Origin of the sequence: Pseudomonas arsenicoxydans, from assembly GCF_006438915.1 — a bacterium.
Classification (GTDB): domain Bacteria; phylum Pseudomonadota; class Gammaproteobacteria; order Pseudomonadales; family Pseudomonadaceae; genus Aquipseudomonas; species Aquipseudomonas arsenicoxydans_A.
Map to the genome: position 1 here is coordinate 96,705 of NZ_RCZE01000017.1, position 18,137 is coordinate 114,841.

An 18,137-nucleotide genomic window follows, 5' to 3' on the forward strand; every position below is an offset into this window, starting at 1 on the left:
AAGGGAGTGGGCACACTGGACTCAGCTGGCAACACGAAGGTTTGGTCACCCTCGCGCAACGGCTCCTCAACAGTACCCTCCTCAGCTCCGATCCTGTCACGGCTTGATCGGGGTTTTTTTTGCCTGTGAATCAGGGAGATTTGAGGTGTATTGACTGACGCCTTCGCGAGCAAGCCCGCTCCCACATTCAACCGAGTTCTAACAGCAGAATACGGTCGAGTGTGGGAGCGGGCTTGCTCGCGAAGAACGATGACGCGGTTTTAGCGTTGCAATACAAGAATCCGCGACAACAATTCATCACGATCGACATAGCAGCCCTGAAAATGCCGCGCACCGCTGGCAGGATCAAACGCATTGCGCGCATGCAGCGTGCGACGGTTATCAAAGCACCACAGCTCACCCGGATTCAGCCGCGTCATCAGCCGAAACCGCGCTTCCCGGGTCATCGCAATGAACCGACGGTAAGCGTGATACAGCTTGGGCATCTGCTCCACGGACGCATCAAACGGCCCACGCAGAAAATTCGCCATGCGGATTTCCGACACTTGCCCGCGTGCATCCAGCGCGATGATTGGCGCCAGGCAGCGGTAGTCGCTGTGACGGTCCTTGTTGCGAAATTCCACGGGGATTTCACAAAGGCTTTTAAACGCCTCGGGATCCTCGCTGCGCAAGGCATTGGCGATGGCAAAACCGTCGACAAAAATACTCTCGCCACCGTCGGCATCATTGACCAGGCAGTGCAGGAATTGCAGCCCCGGTTGCAGCTCCCGGGTCGGCAGATCGCTGTGCAACGGCAGGTTGAAAGCGGTGTAGGCATTGCTGTCGGCATCGGCTTTGGATTGCACGTTGAACAGCACGCCGAAATTGCTCTCGCGGATGAAGGAAATCCGCTGGGCGATCAACTTCAGCGAACCCGGTTCAGTGGGGACGCCGCGCACTTGCGTCAGGCCGATATCTCGCACCGCGAGCAGCCATTGCAGCAGGGCGTCGTTGTCATTCATCAGTGCCTGGTAATCGAACACCGGCAACTGCAAATCCTGCTGCCAAAGCCTGGCCTTGGGTTTGCGGGCCTCACGTTCGGCGCGGGATTCATCGTCATAGGCATGGGCGCGCAGCCAGCCCGGATCAAAGCGGCTGAGATGACCGTCCTGCCAATCAACGCACAGACAACCTTCAGCATCAACGCGCGAGTCGGTCGGCAACAGGGTTTCGGCGACATCGACGATTTCCAGCACTTGCTCGCGGGTCACGGTGTAGACGCATTGCGGGCAGGGACAGTTGTCGCGCAACCACTGATGATGGAAGGGGCTGACACGCCCGTCTGCCCAGTTCACTTGAATTCGGTCCGCCAGGGTTTGTACGGCGGTCAACGCGCTGATCAACGGGTAGGTACGGAAGTCGGCAAAAGCGGCGGCGGTGTTCAATGGCGATCTCCTTCTTATTTTTTTGAGGGTAAAGCGATCACTCGGCCAATGTACGCGGGGGTGGACAGGTCGGTTTGTTCGGCGACGATGGCTTGCAGCTTGCTCAGCGACAACTCACTGAATGGCGCGGATCGCGGCCCGGCGAGGTCGACATGCAGCAACATCTGCTCGTTCCCGGCCAGTTCCTTGTCGTCTCCGACCCGATGCAGACTGTGGTAGAGGTGCAGGCGTTTACTGTCGTGGCCAATGATTTGCGTGTGCACTTCGACGTCGGCGTCGAGCTTCACTTCGTGCAGGTAATTGAGGTGCAGTTCGAGGGTGAACAGCGAGTGGCCGCTGGCTTCGCGGTTGTCGCTGTCGAGCCCTAGGCGATCCATCAGCGCATCGGTGGCGTAGCTGAAGATCAGCAGGTAGAAGGCGTCGCGCAGGTGGCCGTTGTAGTCGACCCAGTCGGGGATGATGCGGGTTTGGTAGGTGGTTAGGGCGGGCATGATGTCTGTTCCAGAATTAAGGGTGACTGGACCGTCGTCTTCGCGAGCAAGCCCGCTCCCACAGGGGATTTGTGGTGTGAACACTGTCTATTTCACAACGCAGAACCAATGTGGGAGCGGGCTTGCTCGCGAAGGGGCCAGACCTGCTGATGGGTTATTCGCTGAAGGCCATCCCATGCTTCTCTTTGGTGGTCTTCACCGCCTCCAGCACCGCCAGCAGGCAATCATCACGATAGCGCTCCAGCGCCGAAATGCTGTGCGTGCCCAACTGATCAGTGGTGCCATCCACCACATCATCGATCAATTTGTCGGTCAACTCCGGCGCAGGCAGATAGGTCCACGGCAACTGCAAGGCCGGCCCGAACTGCGCCATGAAGTGGCGCATCCCCGCGTCACCGCCGGCCAGCGTGTAGGTCAGGAACGTGCCCATGAACGACCAGCGCAAACCCGCGCCAAAACGAATCGCGTCGTCGATTTCACCGGTGGTCGCCACGCCGTCGTTCACCAGGTGCAGCGCCTCACGCCAGAGCGCTTCGAGCAAGCGGTCGGCGATAAAACCGGGTACTTCCTTGCGCACATGCAGCGGACGCATGCCCAAGGATTCGTACACTTTCATCGCCGCTTGTACGGCTTCTGGCGCGGTGTTTTTGCCACCGACCACTTCCACCAGCGGCAGCAGGTAAACCGGGTTGAACGGGTGACCGACCACGCAGCGTTCCGGGTGCGTCGCGCTCTCGTAGAACTCGCTCGGCAACAGGCCCGAAGTACTGGAGCCGATCAAGGCATTAGGTTTGGCTGCCGCGCTGATTTTGCTGTGCAGTTCCAGTTTCAGGTCGAGGCGCTCAGGGGCGCTTTCCTGAATGAAATCCGCATCGCGTACGCATTCTTCAATCGTCGCGACAAAGCGCAGACGATCCTGCGAAGCGCCAGGCGCCAGGCCCTGTTTCTCCAGTGCGCCCCAGGCGTTGGCGACGCGTTTGCGCAGGGCGGCTTCGGCACCGGGCGCCGGGTCCCAGGCGATGACGTCAAGGCCGTGGGCGAGGGCGCGAGACACCCAACCGCTGCCGATGACACCGCTGCCCAGGGCTGCGAAAGTTTTGATTTCGGTGATAAAAGTCATGGCGACGTCCTGAAAGAATTCGGTGATCCCCTGTGGAATCTGGCTTTTGTGGCGAGGGGGCTTGCCCCCGTTCGGCTGCGAAGTAGTCGCAGAGATTCTAGGGCCGCTTCGCGACCCAACGGGGGCAAGCCCCCTCGCCACAAAAGCTCGCTCCCACAGTTGGAAAATATTGTTAGCCGTTAACCGCGCTTGGTCAGGCCCATTTTTGCCCGGCCTTCCGCCGGCGTCAGAACCCGGGCGCCGAGGCGGCTGAGGATTTCGCCGGCGCGTTCGACCAGTTGGCCGTTGGTCGCCAGTACGCCCTTGTCCAGCCAGATGTTGTCTTCCAGACCGACCCGCACGTTGCCGCCAAGCAGCACCGCTTGCGCCGCCATCGGCATCTGCATGCGACCGATGCCGAACCCGGCCCACACCGCATTGGCTGGCAGGTTGTCGACCATGGCTTTCATGGTGGTGGTGTCGGCCGGTGCGCCCCATGGGATGCCCAGGCACAGCTGGAACAATGGGTCGTCGAGCAGGCCTTCCTTGATCAACTGTTTGGCGAACCACAGGTGACCGGTGTCGAAGATTTCCAGCTCGGCTTTCACGCCCAGCTCTTGAATGCGTTTGGCGCCGGCACGTAGCTGGGCCGGGGTGGACACGTAAATGGTGTCGCCGTCGCCGAAGTTCAGGGTGCCGCAATCGAGGGTGCAGATTTCCGGCAGCAGTTCTTCGACATGCGCCAGACGGGTCAGCGGGCCGACCAGGTCGGTGTTCGGGCCGAACTCCATCGGGTTCTCGCCGGCGCCGATTTCAAGGTCGCCGCCCATGCCGGCGGTGAGGTTGACGATGATGTCGACGTCGGCCTCGCGGATCCGCTCCATCACTTCACGGTACAACGCCACGTCGCGGCTGAACTTGCCGGTTTCGGGGTTGCGCACGTGGCAGTGGACCACGGTGGCGCCGGCCTTGGCGGCTTCCACGGCGGCGGCAGCGATTTGTTTCGGGGTGACCGGCACGTGTGGGCTCTTGCTGGTCGTGTCGCCAGCACCGGTGAGTGCGCAGGTGATGATGACGTCGTGGTTCATTGGGCGGTTCCTTACAGGCAAGTGTTTTTCAGGAGAAAGGCCAGGCGTAGTGGCCCCGTTCGCAGCCCGGTCGGGCTGCGAATCGGTGGTTCGGTCCGGTTTTATTTACTGGTCAGTTGCAGATTTTCAGCCGCCGGTTTGCCATCGAAGGTGGTCACGCCTTCGAGCCAGCGCTGTTTGTCTTGCGGGTGATCTTTCAGCCATTGCTTGGCCGATTCGAAGGCGTCCTTGTGATCCAGCAGCGGCTGCATCATCCGGCTCTCGTCTTCGGCGGTGTAAGTCAGGTTGCTCAGCAAGCGACCGATGTTCGGGCACTGCTCGGCGTATTTCGGCGCGGTGACAGTCCAGACCGTGGCCATGCCTTCGTTCGGGCCGAGGGCGTCGTCACTGCCGGTGAGGTAGGTCATTTTCACGTTGACGTTCATCGGGTGCGGCGCCCAGCCGAAGAACACCACGGCCTCGTTGCGGCGCACGGCGCGATCCACTGCGGCCAGCATGCCGGCTTCGCTGGACTCGACCAGCTGGAACTTGCCGAGGCCGAACTGGTTCTTGGCGATCATCGCCTTGATCTGAGTGTTGGCGCCTGAACCTGGCTCTATGCCGTAGATCTTGCCGCCCAGTTCTTTCTCGAACTTGGCGATGTCGGCGAAGGTTTTCAGGCCCTTGTCGGCCAGGTATGTAGGTACGGCGAGGGTCGCGCGGGCGTCTTTCAGGCTTGGAGCTTGCAGCACTTTGACCTGGTTGCCATCGACGAACGGGGTGATGGTCTGGGTCATCAGCGGGTTCCAGTAGCCGAGGAACAAGTCCAGGCGCTGGTCGCGGATCCCGGCGAAGATGATTTGCTGGGAAGCGCTGGTTTGTTTGGTGTTGTAGCCGAGGCCATCGAGCAGGACCTGGGTCATGGCGCTGGTGGCGATTACGTCAGTCCAGTTCACTACCCCCATGCGCACGTTCTGGCACGATGCAGGTTCGGCGGCCATGACGCTGGCGCTCAGCAATGCGGTACCACTGAGTGCAAGAACACAGCTGCTGATCAGTCGTTTCATCTCAGGTTCCTCGGCAGTTCGTTTATTGTGGGTTCCGGTGTCTGATGCGCCGGTGATGCCAAGTTACGCAGCTCAAGGCCCGTGAAAGCGCACCACGGCGACCAGCTCTTGCACTGCAGCGACCTGCACTCTTGAATGCCGCGTGCAAGTGGCGTATCAACATCTTCACGCCGCCTATCGAGTGCGCTCCATGTCCCAGGATTTCTACTTCTTGTTGATGCCGGGTTTCTCGGCGATTGGATTTATCTCGGCCATCGAGCCGCTGCGGGTCGCCAATCGCTTCCGCGGCGAGCTGTATCGCTGGCACGTATTGAGCGCCGATGGCGGGGCGGTGCTGGCCAGCAACGGCATGTCGGTCAACGCCGACGCGGCGCTGGAGCCGCTGAAGAAAGGCGCGACGCTATTGGTGGTCGCCGGCTTCGAACCGCTGAAATTCGCCACGCCGGCACTGGAGCACTGGTTGCGCCGTCTCGACAATGAAGGCGTGACCCTCGGCGCCATCGACACCGGCAGTTTCATTCTCGCCGAGGCCGGCCTGCTCGACGGCCATCGTCTGACCCTGCACTGGGAAGCCATCGACGCCTTCAAGGAATCCTATCCACAGCTCAGCGTCACCCAGGAGCTGTTCGAGATCGACCGCCGACGCATCACTTCGGCCGGCGGCACCGCCTCTATCGACCTGATGCTTGACCTCATTAGCCAAGCCCACGGCCCGGAACTGGCGATTCAGGTCAGCGAGCAATTTGTGCTCGGCCGCATTCGCCCGCGCAAAGACCACCAGCGCATGGAAGTCGCCACGCGTTATGGCATCAGTAACAAGAAACTGGTTCACGTGATTGGGGAGATGGAGCAGCACAGCGAACCGCCGCTGAGCACGCTTGCGCTGGCCGAATCGATCAAGGTCACGCGCCGGCAGCTGGAGCGCCTGTTTCGGCTGCACTTGAACGACACACCGAGCAATTTCTATCTGCGGTTGAGGTTGGAGAAGGCGCGGCAGTTGCTGCGCCAGACCGACATGAGCGTGCTGGAAGTGAGTATTGCGTGCGGGTTTGAATCGCCGTCGTATTTCACCCGCAGTTATCGGGCGAAGTTTGAACGGTGTCCGCGGGAGGATCGTAGAGGAACGGCAGCGCAAGCCTAGGCTTCGGCACGCGTGCGGCTCCTCAATAATCCTGAGGCGTGCGGGATAGGCATTTTTTCTAATGCACCACCCGAGGACGTAACGGCTGACTCGGTTTCTGTGCCATTAACATTGGAGGCGGCGGTGGCGGCGCAAACGCCGCCGGTTCGGAGCGCGTTTTTCTGGTAAACACGTTGGGGTCCTGGTCATGACTGTCTTCCCCCAACTCACCCGACAAGTAGTCATAAATGGCATTCCCCCACCTAGGTGGCAGCACGCTGACTTGATGCGTCCGGGTGAGGACTCCTCCGCTGCTTTCCGTCACGAATTTATATTTCTGCAGATCTTTTTGATCGACATAACTCAGTCGGTCATTCGAGTCATCATCAACAAGCGGAGTGTTTTGGCTGGACCGTGACATGAAGGTCATGTTGTAGATGCCGCGATTCAGACCGCTACTCAAGGCGAAACCAACCGCGTCTTTTTGATCAAGACCTACACGTTGAGCCAGCTGCGTATGACTTGGGTTCTCGCCACCGCCCTGATGTGCTATTGGCGGGTTAGGTACTTTGCCCAGGCGAGTGTGGGTGACGAAGGATTCGGTTCGGGTTCGATTGGTGGGCGGCAGGCTCCGAGCGTTTGACTCCAGTGGGGAAAAGTAAATATCTCCTGTGTAGACATTGGCGATCGCCGTAAATGCTGTTCCAGGACCGGCGTTTTTGAACGTTTCGCGGCTCATGTTATCGAGCTTGAACTGTTTGGGCAGGCTGATCTGATGCACGATTGTTCCCGTTAACATCGCCCCTTTGCCTTTGGATAATTGAATAGTCTCGATTTGCTCGAGGGTCATATCGCTCGGCAACTTGATATCGTCCGGTCCATCGCCATTGATGACCGATTGCGCCCCTGTGAAGTCTTTGTAGGTAACGGGGTTGTTCCTACAAAACCGGAAGTGGTTCAGACCGTCGACCGACCCCGCAGGGTCAGGATTAATCCAGCGAAACAGCCAAGGTGCGTAGTACCGATACCCGTAGTAGACCAGCCCGCTGCTATCCCGTGTTTTACCACTGTAGTGAATACTTTTGTGCCTGGACTCGACGTCACTGCGGGCAGCCCACCACGCCGTACCGCCAAACGCGTAATAGCCTTCTTGCGTCAGCAAGCCTGCATCTTCGTCCACCTCAAGAGTGCAGGAACCTTGATTGTCAACCAGGTTGTAGCGAATCTGATTATTAGCCATGCCTTCCGGCGGGTCAGTGAGCCAGTGCAGCGACTGAACCCGGCTGTGGCTCGCTTCGATATTGACGACATGACGGGTTTCTCCGTCAGGGTCGTAATGAATATCCAGCCCCGGCAAAAAACGAACTTCGGCTGTTCGCATCAAGGCGCTGGTCTTGGTATGTATGACTTTGCGTAATCGTTGTCCGTCGCTGTCATACCAATAGGATTCAGTGTCGTTCTGGTCTTGTCGACGCGCGACTTGGATGACTTCAGTCAGTCTATTACGGGCGTCCCATCGCATTTTTTCCGCCCCTGGCGACAACATCAGCAGGTTGCCATTACTGTCGAAGCTGCCCGTGAAATCAGGTTCACCCACGTCAGGTTTTTTCAGGCTGCGATTGCTTGCGGGGTCAATGGCCATTTCGACGGAGTAGGGGTGACTTCCTGCATGGCAAAGGGTTTTCAGGTTTCCCGCCGGGTCGTAGGTAAATGTCTGCTTGTAGTTGCCCATTCGAGTGGGATCGATAGTCGGTTTATGCAATTCGGGAAGGGCCGGACCCTGAGCATTGGGTACGGATTCGCGACCTGTAGCTTCGATCAGTTGATAGCGGGTGTCGTATTTGAACGTGCTGACAGCCGCGGTCCGCTGGTTTCGGAAGTAACGCGTCGGTTGTGCCAGGTCCTGGATTTCGCAGATATTGCCAACTCGGTCGTAGCGATAGAAACAATTTTGAAAGTCGTGATCCGGACCCGCGACAGTGTATTGAATCAATCGGTCGGATTCGGGTTCATACAGGCGAGTCGTCTGTACGCCGTTACCTGTCGTCTCCTTTTCTACCTTGCCTGTTGCGCTGTAAGTGATGTGGCTAAGCAATGTTTTGACGGGTAGATTCGGGCGTTTTAGCTGAACCTTTTGAAGTTGTCCTGCGATGTCGTAGAGCCTTATCTGCTGATTGTTTCGCGCATCGGTCTGATTCTCCACGGCACCCAGAGCGTTGTATTTCTTGCGAGTGATGTTTGATTCAATTTCGAGCCTTGGGGTGTTTTCATCCGGGTTGGATGACCAGTCTGGTGTCTGCAAGTCGCTCAAGAAACGTCTGGTTTCGCTCAGTCTCCGACCCTGTATGTCGAACTCCGCAATCTCAAGATGTCCTGCTGAATCAAATTGGCTGATCAGTTGACCGCATTGATTGTGTCGAGCATGTTCGGGGCGACTATCGGCATAGATCAGTCGCTCGGTCACAGAGGGCGCTTCATTTTGAAGGTATTCTGTCACTTCAGTTCGGCGCAGCAGTCCGTCGTACTTGATCTGTTGCTGACTATGACGACCATCCCACGCGCGCAGGAGTTGATGGGCGGGGCCCAGAAGCAGCACGCGCCAGCCGCAATCAACGCTTCTTGTGAGTATTGGTTGGGCTGACAACGTGAAAATGGTCGAGAGGTTCGGCCCCCCCCCGTTTTCCAGAAGCCTGGAATCCCATTGTGAATTCAAGCGTCCGTGTGCATTGAACTCCTGGCGAGAGATGCGTGCCTGAGCGAGACCGGAATCACGACGCTCATAAGCCACGGTCCTGATGGTCAGGCCGCGCGGATCGTTCCCCCAGAGCAGGGGGGTATTGTGATGAATGTTGGCCGTCGAATCGCTCATCATTGGTCTGGAGCACCTGACTGGAAACCAGACCTATGCTTACCTCATTCGAAGTTCCCGTCTACTGTCAGAAATTACAGGTGGACACCGCTGCCTACCGGCTTTTCATCAACATTGAACAGGCGGCTTTGAAGGCTTCATGCTGATACTTGTTCAGCGTCTCCGGCAGCGCAAAGTCAAACTTCTTGTTCTGCGCATTAATGGTCTGCGGCGACAGCAACGTCACCTCGCAACTTTCCAGCAGTTGAAAAACGCCCTCAATCTTGAACGTGGTCGGCCCACCGGCAAACTCACCTTTCTTGCTGCGCTTCTTGATCGCGATCCGGTCGATGGAATTCTCCCGCACAAACGACGCCACCAGAGCGGCAAAAAGTTTGACGTTGGCGGCTTCGTCATCATCGTCGAGGGCGATTTTCTTGGTGGCCAGGGCGACGTGGCTCAGTGCCTGACCGTCGAGGGAGGCTACGGCGATGATCGCTTCGCTGCCTTTGATTTCGATGCCGCAGATTTTCATTTCAATCCCTTTCACAAATGGTGGTTTGCAGCCTACAGCTCAAGTTGATTGGCCGTAATGCCAAGCGCCACGGCAATCTTCTCGCGGGTGCCCTTGCGCGGCTTCGCAACCGTCTCTTGCTGAGCGAAGGCCGGTTGGGAAATACCCATGCGTTTGGCAACTTCATCCTGGGTAAGGTTCAGGTGTTCGCGCCAAGCGCGAATCGGCGTCGAGCCATCAACGATGCGGCTGACGACTTCGTGGGGAATCAGGTCGGGCTCAATCTTTTGCGCCACATATTGCGCGTAGGGAATGACCACGAAAGCAGGGTTGCCCTCCGCGTCGTTGATGATTTGAACGTCAGTAGGTGCGTTCATCGCGTTTTTTGACCTCTTGAATACTGACCACTTTGATTGCTCCATCCCAGTCGAACATGACTCGATAGTTGCCCACTCGAAGTCTATAGGCGTAGTCATGACTGACCAGTGCTTTGACATTGCCTATATCAGGCATGCCAGTCAGCACCGTGACGGCATCACGGACCTGGATCTGGTGAGCGGAATGCAATTTCAGAAGCTGCTTAACGGCCTTTCGAGTCCAGTGAATCCTGTTCATGGGAGAATATAAGTCTTTTATAAGAATTGCGAATATTTACTTATATTTTCAAGGCCGCCAATAAACGAACAATGTCGGCATGTTGCATAGTCGATGCGGTTGTTTATGGGACAAAAAGACAGTTGTAGGGGGGGTATGCAAGTGCTGTGGGAAAAGGAAACTACTTGGTGTTGAAAGCTGGCGGTGGTGCCAGCTTCCGACGACTAATCAGCCTCACTCCTGCCCAATCGACTCCAAAAACTCCGACCGCTCATCACTCATCCGCGCCACGCAATCATTCTGCGCAATGGTGAACGCCTTGCTACCACTCGTCGCGGGAAACGCTTCCACCGCGCAATCCGCATCCCGAGTCTTCAGCCACTGCTGCTGAGCGGCCTTGAGTTTGGCGGTGATGTCGGCCAGTTGGGACGGGTTCTTGCCGTAGGCCGTTTGCATGCGTTCGGCCAGGCCCTTGTAGTTGTCTTTGAGCAGGTCTTCGGCAGTGGTTCGGCTGAAGGTCGAGCATTCGAGCGTCTGGACGTCGTTTACGACGTTGTCGCAGGGGTTGTCGTCGGATTCCTCAGCGGCGTGTACGCCGGTCGCTATCAGTGCCAAAGCCAGAAAGATCGATTTCATTGCGTCGCCGCCCCAATCCAGTTGTGCATTCAGTAATGCCGCGAATTCTGGCCTATGCGCAGCCCCTTGAACAGGTGGGCAATCGTGCCCGGCGGCGACCCTTTGTCGCGGATTGACGCTTTCGGCAAACCCCCTGTCGTTTTTGCACCCGGCTGCCCCGTCCCTCAGGCATATGCTGGCCCCAAAGCGCCGGCACACGATTCGGCGCATGAATTGCTAATAGGGGACAGCCTGATGAGCCCAGCCGAATTGCACGCCGACAGTATCGTTATCGACGGGCTGATTATCGCCAAGTGGAACCGTGAACTGTTCGAAGACATGCGCAAGGGCGGTCTGACCGCAGCCAACTGCACCGTGTCGGTGTGGGAGGGCTTCCAGGCCACCGTCAATAACATTGCCGCCAGCCAGAAGCTGATCCGCGAGAACAGCGACCTGGTGATTCCGGTGCGCACCACCGCCGACATCCGTAAAGCCAAGGAGCAGGGCAAGACCGGCATCCTGTTCGGCTTCCAGAATGCTCACGCGTTTGAAGACCAGATCGGCTATGTCGAGGTGTTCAAGCAGCTCGGCGTCGGCATCGTGCAGATGTGCTACAACACCCAGAACCTGGTAGGTACCGGTTGCTACGAGCGCGATGGCGGCCTGTCGGGTTTCGGTCGCGAAATCGTCGCCGAGATGAACCGTGTGGGCGTCATGTGCGACCTGTCCCACGTCGGCTCGAAAACCTCCGAAGAAGTCATCCTCGAATCGAAGAAGCCAGTGTGCTACTCGCACTGCCTGCCGTCGGGTCTGAAAATCCACCCGCGCAACAAGTCCGATGAAGAACTGAAGTTCATCGCCGATCACGGCGGTTTCGTCGGCGTGACCATGTTCGCGCCTTTCCTGGCCAAGGGCATCGATTCGACCATCGACGACTACGCCGAAGCCATCGAATACACCATGAACATTGTCGGCGAAGACGCCATCGGCATCGGCACCGACTTCACCCAGGGCCATGGCCAGGACTTCTTCGAATACCTGACCCATGACAAGGGCTACGCCCGCCGCCTGACCAGCTTCGGCAAGATCATCAACCCGCTGGGCATCCGCACCGTCGGCGAGTTCCCGAACCTGACCGAAACCTTGCTCAAGCGCGGTCATTCCGAGCGCGTGGTGCGCAAGATCATGGGCGAGAACTGGGTGAACGTCCTCAAAGACGTCTGGGGCGAATAAGCCACCGCACCTCTGAATCCTTTCCCCCGGCCGTCCGCGCCGGGGGCAACACCAAAATTTTTCTGGAGTTAAGTTTCCATGGCCAAGATCGCCCCGCAATTGCCAATCGAAGTCGACAGCGAAACCGGTGTCTGGACCTCCGACGCCCTGCCAATGCTGTACGTGCCACGTCACTTCTTCGTGAATAACCACATGGGCATCGAGGAAGTATTGGGCGCCGAAGCCTACGCCGAGATTCTCTACAAGGCCGGCTACAAATCCGCCTGGCACTGGTGTGAAAAAGAAGCCGAATGCCACGGCCTGGAAGGCGTCGCGGTGTTCGAGCATTACATGAAGCGCCTGTCGCAACGCGGTTGGGGCCTGTTCAAGATCCAGGACATCGACCTCGACAAAGGCACCGCCAGCGTCAAGCTCGAACACTCGGCGTTCGTCTACGTCTACGGCAAGGTCGGGCGTAAGGTCGACTACATGTTCACCGGCTGGTTTGCCGGTGCCATGGATCAGATTCTGCAGGCTCGTGGCAGCAAGATTCGTACGGTTGCCGAGCAAGTCTACGGTGGCTCCGAAGAAGGCCACGACGACGGTTTGTTCACCGTCAAGCCGTTGTAAGTCGAGGACCCCGCCATGGCTTTCGAAGCAATGTTCCAGCCGATCCAGATCGGCAAACTGACCATCCGTAACCGCGTGCTCAGCACCGCGCACGCCGAGGTCTATGCCACCGACGGCGGCATGACCACCGACCGGTACGTCAAGTATTACGAAGAGAAAGCCAAGGGCGGGATCGGCCTGGCGATTTGCGGCGGTTCCTCCAGTGTGGCCATCGACAGCCCGCAAGGCTGGTGGAAATCGGTCAACCTGGCCGACGATCGGATCATTCCGCACTTCCAGAACCTGGCCGATGCCATGCACAAGCATGGCGCCAAGATCATGATCCAGATTACCCACATGGGCCGTCGTTCGCGCTGGGACGGCGAGCACTGGCCAACCCTGCTGTCGCCGTCGGGTATCCGTGAACCGGTGCACCGTGCGACCTGCAAAACCATCGAGCCGGAAGAAATCTGGCGAGTGATCGGCAACTACGCCAGCGCTGCGGCACGCGCCAAGGCCGGTGGCCTGGACGGCGTTGAACTGTCCGCCGTGCACCAGCACATGATCGACCAGTTCTGGAGCCCTCGCGTCAACAAACGTACCGACGAATGGGGCGGCAGCTTCGAGAACCGTATGCGTTTCGGCCTGGAAGTATTGAAGGCCGTGCGGGCTGAAGTCGGGCCGGATTTCTGCGTCGGCATCCGTCTGTGCGGTGACGAGTTCCACCCGGACGGCTTGTCTCACGAAGATATGAAGCAGATCGCCAAGTACTACGACGACACCGGCATGATCGACTTCATCGGTGTGGTCGGCTCGGGTTGCGACACCCACAACACCCTGGCCAACGTTATCCCCAACATGAGTTATCCACCGGAGCCATTCCTGCATTTGGCGGCCGGTATCAAGGAAGTGGTGAAGGCGCCGATTCTGCACGCGCAGAACATCAAGGACCCGAACCAGGCGACCCGTATTCTGGAAGGCGGTTACGTTGACATGGTCGGCATGACCCGCGCCCACATCGCGGACCCGCACCTGATCGCCAAGATCAAAATGGGCCAGGTCGACCAGATCAAGCAATGCGTCGGCGCCAACTACTGCATCGACCGTCAGTATCAGGGCCTGGACGTGCTATGCATCCAGAACGCCGCGACCTCTCGTGAATACATGGGCGTGCCGCACATCATCGAGAAGTCGACTGGTGTGAAACGCAAGGTTGTGGTGGTCGGTGCCGGTCCTGCGGGGATGGAAGCTGCACGCGTGTCCGCCGAACGTGGCCACGACGTGACCTTGTTCGAGAAGAAAGAATTTATCGGTGGGCAGATCACTACCGCCTCGAAAGCTCCGCAACGGGACCAGATTGCCGGTATCACTCGCTGGTTCCAACTGGAGCTGGCGCGTCTGAAAGTCGACCTGCGCCTGGGCGTGGCGGCCGATGCAGCGACCATTCTCGACCTGCGTCCGGACGTGGTGGTGCTCGCTGTTGGCGGCCATCCGTTCCTGGAGCAAAACGAACACTGGGGCGCGGCTGAAGGCCTGGTGGTCAGCAGCTGGGACATCCTTGATGGCAAGGTTGCGCCGGGCAAAAACGTGCTGGTCTACGACACCATTTGCGAGTTCACCGGGATGTCGACCGCCGACTTCCTCGCCGACAAGGGCAGCCAGGTCGAGATCGTCACTGACGACATCAAGCCGGGCGTGGCGATTGGCGGCACGTCGTTCCCGACGTACTACCGCAGCATGTACCCGAAAGAAGTGATCATGACCGGGGACATGATGCTGGAGAAGGTCTACCGCGAAGGCGACAAACTGGTGGCGGTGCTGGAAAACGAATACACCGGCGCCAAAGAGGAGCGGGTGGTGGACCAGGTCGTCGTCGAAAACGGCGTGCGTCCGGACGAAGAAATCTACTACGCGCTCAAGGAAGGCTCGCGCAACAAAGGCCAGATGGACATCGAAGCCCTGTTCGCGATCAAGCCACAACCTTCTCTGAGCCAGGCGGGCGACGGCTATTTGCTGTTCCGCATCGGCGACTGCGTGGCGCAACGCAACACCCACGCGGCGATCTATGACGCGCTGCGGTTGTGCAAGGATTTCTAACGGATTTACCACCATCACCTGTGGCGAGGGAGCTTGCTCCCGCTGGGCTGCGAAGCGGCCCAAAAACCTGCAGTCGAGGTGTATCAGGTGTACACCTGAGACTGTTTTGGGAGCGCTTCGCACTCCAGCGGGAGCAAGCTCCCTCGCCACAAGTAGGTGCGTCGCTCTCATCGGCACGCACATGACCCCGAGGTCTTTGGGAGCTCCACCATGTTGAACACCCTTCTTCCAATCCTGTTGTTCGCTGCCCTGGGCCTGTCTGTCCTGGGCGCGTTGCGGCGGGTGGCCATGTGGCGCCGGGGTCGAGCCTCGAAGGTCGACCTGATCGGCGGCCTGTTCGCCATGCCCAAGCGCTACATGGTCGATTTGCACCATGTCGTCGCGCGGGACAAATACATCGCCAACACCCACGTTGCCACGGCCGGTGGTGCGGTGGCGTCCATTGTGCTGGCGATTCTGGTGCACGGTTTCGGCCTGCATAACCGCATCTTGGGTTATGCGTTGCTGTTGATGACGGCCGTGATGTTCGTCGGTGCGATCTTCGTTTACCTGCGTCGGCTCAACCCGCCGGCCCGTTTGTCGAAAGGCCCGTGGATGCGCCTGCCGAAAAGCCTGTTGGCGTTCTCGGCATCGTTCTTCCTGTTGACCCTGCCGGTCGCCGGCATCCTTCCGGAAAACTTCGGTGGTTGGCTGGTGGCGGCGGTCCTCGGCGTCGGTGTGCTGTGGGGCGTCAGTGAACTGTTCTTCGGCATGACCTGGGGCGGGCCGATGAAGCACGCCTTCGCCGGTGCGCTGCACTTGGCCTGGCACCGTCGCGCCGAGCGCTTTAACGGCGGCCGTTCCACCGGTTTGAAACCGCTGGACCTCAACGACCCAACTGCGCCACTGGGCGTGGAAAAACCCAAGGATTTCACCTGGAACCAACTGCTCGGCTTCGACGCCTGCGTGCAGTGCGGTAAATGCGAAGCCGCGTGCCCGGCCTATGCCGCCGGTCAGCCGCTGAACCCGAAAAAACTGATTCAGGACATGGTCGTCGGCCTGGCCGGCGGCACCGATGCCAAGTTCGCCGGCAGCCCGTATCCAGGAAAAGCCATTGGTGAACACGCCGGCAATCCTCATCAACCGATCGTCAACGGTCTGGTGGACGCCGAAACCCTGTGGTCCTGCACCACCTGCCGCGCCTGCGTCGAGGAATGCCCGATGATGATCGAGCACGTCGACGCCATCGTCGACATGCGCCGCCATCTGACCCTGGAAAAAGGCGCGACCCCGAACAAGGGCGCCGAAGTCCTGGAAAACCTGATCGCCACCGACAACCCGGGCGGCTTTGCGCCGGGCGGGCGGATGAACTGGGCGGCGGACCTGAACCTCACGCTGATGAGCGAGAAGAAATCCGTCGACGTGCTGTTCTGGGTCGGCGACGGTGCCTTCGACATGCGCAACCAGCGCACCCTGCGCGCCTTCGTCAAAGTGCTGAAAGCGGCCAAGGTCGACTTCGCGGTGCTCGGTCTGGAAGAGCGCGACAGCGGTGACGTGGCCCGACGTCTGGGCGACGAAGCAACGTTCCAGTTGTTGGCCAAACGCAACATCCAGACCCTGGCCAAGTACAGCTTCAACCGCATCGTTACCTGCGACCCGCACAGCTTCCACGTGCTGAAAAACGAGTACGGCGCCTTCGACGGCAACTACCTCGTGCAGCACCACAGTACTTACATGGCAGAAATCATCGGCGCTGGTGCCCTGAACCTCGGCCAGCACAAAGGCAGCAGCGTGACTTATCACGACCCGTGCTACCTCGGTCGCTACAACGGCGAATACGAGGCACCGCGTGAAGTGCTGCGCGCCCTCGGTATCGAAGTGAAAGAGATGCAACGCTCCGGTTTCCGTTCGCGCTGCTGCGGCGGCGGTGGCGGCGCGCCGATCACCGACATTCCGGGCAAGCAACGGATCCCTGACATGCGCATGGAAGACATTCGCGAAACCGGCGCCGAACTGGTGGCCGTGGGTTGTCCACAATGCACCGCGATGCTCGAAGGCGTGGTCGAACCGCGTCCGCTGATCAAGGACATCGCCGAACTGGTGGCCGACGCGTTGCTCGAAGATTCCGCACCGAGCAAACCGGCAGCACCGGCCCAACGTGAACCTGCGGAGGCCCACTGATGAGCGACATTATCCGCCGCGACCCCCGCGCCGAATGGATTGCCCGTAACCGCTTGCACCCGTTGCACGCGGCCATGCAACCGGCGCAACACAGCTGGATGGGGCCGAACGGCGTCATCCGCAAGAATCTGCATGGCATCGGTTTTATCGGCCCCAACGGCATCAAGCGCATTGACCGCAGCGGCGCTCAGCAGGGCGGGGCGACCAAACGCACCGCTGCCGTTGAAGTGCAATTGCCGCTGCATCAAGTGCCGGCACCGGCGTTCTACATCAGCGTGGTGCCGGACATGGTCGGCGGCCGCTTGAGCAGCCACGACCGCGATTTGCTCGGTCTGGCCCATCAGTTGGCCGGCAAGGACGGTGCGGTGTTGGCCGTGGTCTTCGGCGAGCACAAGGAAAACGCTTTTGCGACGGCGGGCGTTGATCGCTTGCTGGTGCTGGAAGGTGATGAATTCAGCGGTTATGCACCGGAACAACGGGTCCAGGGCCTGCGGACTGTGGATAACCAGTTCAGCCCGCGTCACTGGCTGTTACCGGACAGCCGCAGCGGTGGCGGTGAACTCGGCCGGCGCTTTGCCGCCGCACTGGGTGAACGCCCGGCCACAAGGGTCTGGCAGGTCAAGGATCAGGAATGCATCGGCCGCGCCGGTGCCGGTTTGCAAGACCTCGCGCGCCCGGTTGCACGCTTGATTCTGGCCGCGGCCGAATGCGCCGAACCAGTCAGCGAAACCCGTCATGAAGCACTGCCGGTGGAGTTATCCACAGCCGTGGTTCGCAGCCTGTCGCGCATCGAAGATTTGGGCGCGGTGGCGGTGGACCCGGCGGCGATTCCGATGGCCGAAGCCGAGTTCATCTTCTCCGGCGGCAACGGGGTCAAGGACTGGGGACTTTTCCACAGCACCGCCCAAGCGCTCGGCGCCACCGAAGGCGCGTCCCGTGTGGCGGTGGACGATGGTTTCATGGCGCGCGACCGTCAGGTCGGCGCGTCCGGCACCTGGGTCACCGCACGGGTTTATGTGGCGGTGGGTATTTCCGGGGCGATCCAGCACCTGCAAGGCATCGGTGCCTGCGACAAGGTGGTGGCGATCAACCTCGACCCTGGCTGCGACATGATCAAACGGGCCGATCTGTCGGTGATCGGCGAGAGCGCCGAGATTCTTCAAGCCTTGATCGATGCGATTGCGGCTTACCGCAACGACGCCAAGCGCGATGCGGCTTAA

General features: G+C 59.3%; 16 protein-coding genes. 6 read left to right on the top strand and 10 right to left on the bottom strand.

What is annotated here, in order from left to right:
• Positions 1-260 precede the first annotated feature (260 nt).
• The 5 genes from EAH78_RS28625 to choX form a co-directional block, all read right to left on the bottom strand.
• On the bottom strand, positions 261-1,424 hold the full coding sequence (locus tag EAH78_RS28625; protein ID WP_140671231.1) for a gamma-butyrobetaine dioxygenase: 1,164 nt from the start codon (positions 1,422-1,424) through the stop codon (positions 261-263).
• A gap of 14 nt (positions 1,425-1,438) precedes the next feature.
• Positions 1,439-1,915: a thioesterase family protein gene (locus tag EAH78_RS28630; RefSeq protein WP_140671234.1), complete on the bottom strand. Its 477-nt coding sequence runs from the start codon at positions 1,913-1,915 to the stop codon at positions 1,439-1,441.
• A gap of 154 nt (positions 1,916-2,069) precedes the next feature.
• Positions 2,070-3,035, bottom strand: a complete 966-nt coding sequence (locus EAH78_RS28635; protein WP_027926646.1) for an L-carnitine dehydrogenase — start codon at positions 3,033-3,035, stop codon at positions 2,070-2,072.
• A 179-nt stretch (positions 3,036-3,214) separates the two neighbouring features.
• Positions 3,215-4,102 carry a 3-keto-5-aminohexanoate cleavage protein gene (locus tag EAH78_RS28640; RefSeq protein ID WP_123434654.1) on the bottom strand — a complete coding sequence of 296 codons (888 nt, stop codon included), beginning with the start codon at positions 4,100-4,102 and terminating at the stop codon, positions 3,215-3,217.
• Positions 4,103-4,203: 101 nt separating this feature from the next.
• Complete coding sequence (gene choX / locus EAH78_RS28645; RefSeq protein ID WP_027926648.1) at positions 4,204-5,148, bottom strand: choline ABC transporter substrate-binding protein; 945 nt, start codon at positions 5,146-5,148, stop codon at positions 4,204-4,206.
• Positions 5,149-5,338: 190 nt separating this feature from the next.
• On the opposite strand from choX, the gene EAH78_RS28650 reads away from it, so the two are divergent.
• The gene (locus tag EAH78_RS28650; RefSeq protein WP_140671236.1) at positions 5,339-6,289 is read left to right on the top strand and encodes a GlxA family transcriptional regulator; all 951 of its coding nucleotides are present in this window, start codon (positions 5,339-5,341) and stop codon (positions 6,287-6,289) included.
• Between the two features lie 58 nt (positions 6,290-6,347).
• Here EAH78_RS28650 and EAH78_RS28655 read toward each other — a convergent pair whose 3' ends face one another.
• From EAH78_RS28655 to EAH78_RS28675, 5 genes are all read right to left on the bottom strand, one after another.
• The gene (locus EAH78_RS28655; protein WP_140671238.1) at positions 6,348-9,140 is read right to left on the bottom strand and encodes an RHS repeat-associated core domain-containing protein; all 2,793 of its coding nucleotides are present in this window, start codon (positions 9,138-9,140) and stop codon (positions 6,348-6,350) included.
• Positions 9,141-9,231: 91 nt separating this feature from the next.
• A complete protein-coding gene (locus tag EAH78_RS28660; protein WP_140671241.1) occupies positions 9,232-9,651 on the bottom strand; it encodes a DUF3010 family protein in 420 nt (139 codons plus the stop codon).
• A 32-nt stretch (positions 9,652-9,683) separates the two neighbouring features.
• Positions 9,684-10,007 carry a helix-turn-helix domain-containing protein gene (locus EAH78_RS28665; RefSeq protein WP_140671244.1) on the bottom strand — a complete coding sequence of 108 codons (324 nt, stop codon included), beginning with the start codon at positions 10,005-10,007 and terminating at the stop codon, positions 9,684-9,686.
• Entirely contained in the window at positions 9,991-10,245 is a 255-nt protein-coding gene (locus EAH78_RS28670; protein WP_140671246.1) for a type II toxin-antitoxin system RelE family toxin, read from the bottom strand. Before EAH78_RS28670 ends, EAH78_RS28665 begins: the two co-directional genes overlap by 17 nt.
• Before the next feature lie 213 nt (positions 10,246-10,458).
• Positions 10,459-10,860: a lysozyme inhibitor LprI family protein gene (locus EAH78_RS28675; RefSeq protein ID WP_140671313.1), complete on the bottom strand. Its 402-nt coding sequence runs from the start codon at positions 10,858-10,860 to the stop codon at positions 10,459-10,461.
• Between the two features lie 234 nt (positions 10,861-11,094).
• Between EAH78_RS28675 and EAH78_RS28680 the strand changes: the two genes are divergently transcribed.
• From EAH78_RS28680 to EAH78_RS28700, 5 genes are all read left to right on the top strand, one after another.
• A complete protein-coding gene (locus tag EAH78_RS28680) occupies positions 11,095-12,072 on the top strand; it encodes a dipeptidase (RefSeq protein WP_008033250.1) in 978 nt (325 codons plus the stop codon).
• 78 nt (positions 12,073-12,150) lie between these two features.
• Complete coding sequence (locus EAH78_RS28685) at positions 12,151-12,681, top strand: DUF5943 domain-containing protein (RefSeq protein ID WP_007947752.1); 531 nt, start codon at positions 12,151-12,153, stop codon at positions 12,679-12,681.
• Between the two features lie 15 nt (positions 12,682-12,696).
• Positions 12,697-14,757, top strand: a complete 2,061-nt coding sequence (gene dgcA, locus EAH78_RS28690; RefSeq protein ID WP_140671250.1) for a dimethylglycine demethylation protein DgcA — start codon at positions 12,697-12,699, stop codon at positions 14,755-14,757.
• Between the two features lie 210 nt (positions 14,758-14,967).
• Positions 14,968-16,917 (top strand): dimethylglycine demethylation protein DgcB, encoded by a 1,950-nt coding sequence (gene dgcB, locus EAH78_RS28695; protein WP_140671253.1) that lies wholly within the window; start codon positions 14,968-14,970, stop codon positions 16,915-16,917.
• Positions 16,917-18,137, top strand: coding sequence for an electron transfer flavoprotein subunit alpha/FixB family protein (locus tag EAH78_RS28700; protein WP_140671256.1), 1,221 nt, complete (start codon positions 16,917-16,919; stop codon positions 18,135-18,137). The genes dgcB and EAH78_RS28700 overlap by 1 nt, the downstream gene beginning before the upstream one ends.

Coding starts and splice junctions, on each gene's coding strand:
- EAH78_RS28630 (WP_140671234.1), bottom strand. CDS start 1,915: ATGCCCGCCCTAACCACCTACCAAACCCGCATCATCCCCGACTGGGTC.
- EAH78_RS28635 (WP_027926646.1), bottom strand. CDS start 3,035: ATGACTTTTATCACCGAAATCAAAACTTTCGCAGCCCTGGGCAGCGGT.
- EAH78_RS28640 (WP_123434654.1), bottom strand. CDS start 4,102: ATGAACCACGACGTCATCATCACCTGCGCACTCACCGGTGCTGGCGAC.
- choX (WP_027926648.1), bottom strand. CDS start 5,148: ATGAAACGACTGATCAGCAGCTGTGTTCTTGCACTCAGTGGTACCGCA.
- EAH78_RS28650 (WP_140671236.1), top strand. CDS start 5,339: ATGTCCCAGGATTTCTACTTCTTGTTGATGCCGGGTTTCTCGGCGATT.
- EAH78_RS28655 (WP_140671238.1), bottom strand. CDS start 9,140: ATGATGAGCGATTCGACGGCCAACATTCATCACAATACCCCCCTGCTC.
- EAH78_RS28660 (WP_140671241.1), bottom strand. CDS start 9,651: ATGAAAATCTGCGGCATCGAAATCAAAGGCAGCGAAGCGATCATCGCC.
- EAH78_RS28665 (WP_140671244.1), bottom strand. CDS start 10,007: ATGAACGCACCTACTGACGTTCAAATCATCAACGACGCGGAGGGCAAC.
- EAH78_RS28670 (WP_140671246.1), bottom strand. CDS start 10,245: ATGAACAGGATTCACTGGACTCGAAAGGCCGTTAAGCAGCTTCTGAAA.
- EAH78_RS28675 (WP_140671313.1), bottom strand. CDS start 10,860: ATGAAATCGATCTTTCTGGCTTTGGCACTGATAGCGACCGGCGTACAC.
- EAH78_RS28680 (WP_008033250.1), top strand. CDS start 11,095: ATGAGCCCAGCCGAATTGCACGCCGACAGTATCGTTATCGACGGGCTG.
- EAH78_RS28685 (WP_007947752.1), top strand. CDS start 12,151: ATGGCCAAGATCGCCCCGCAATTGCCAATCGAAGTCGACAGCGAAACC.
- dgcA (WP_140671250.1), top strand. CDS start 12,697: ATGGCTTTCGAAGCAATGTTCCAGCCGATCCAGATCGGCAAACTGACC.
- dgcB (WP_140671253.1), top strand. CDS start 14,968: ATGTTGAACACCCTTCTTCCAATCCTGTTGTTCGCTGCCCTGGGCCTG.
- EAH78_RS28700 (WP_140671256.1), top strand. CDS start 16,917: ATGAGCGACATTATCCGCCGCGACCCCCGCGCCGAATGGATTGCCCGT.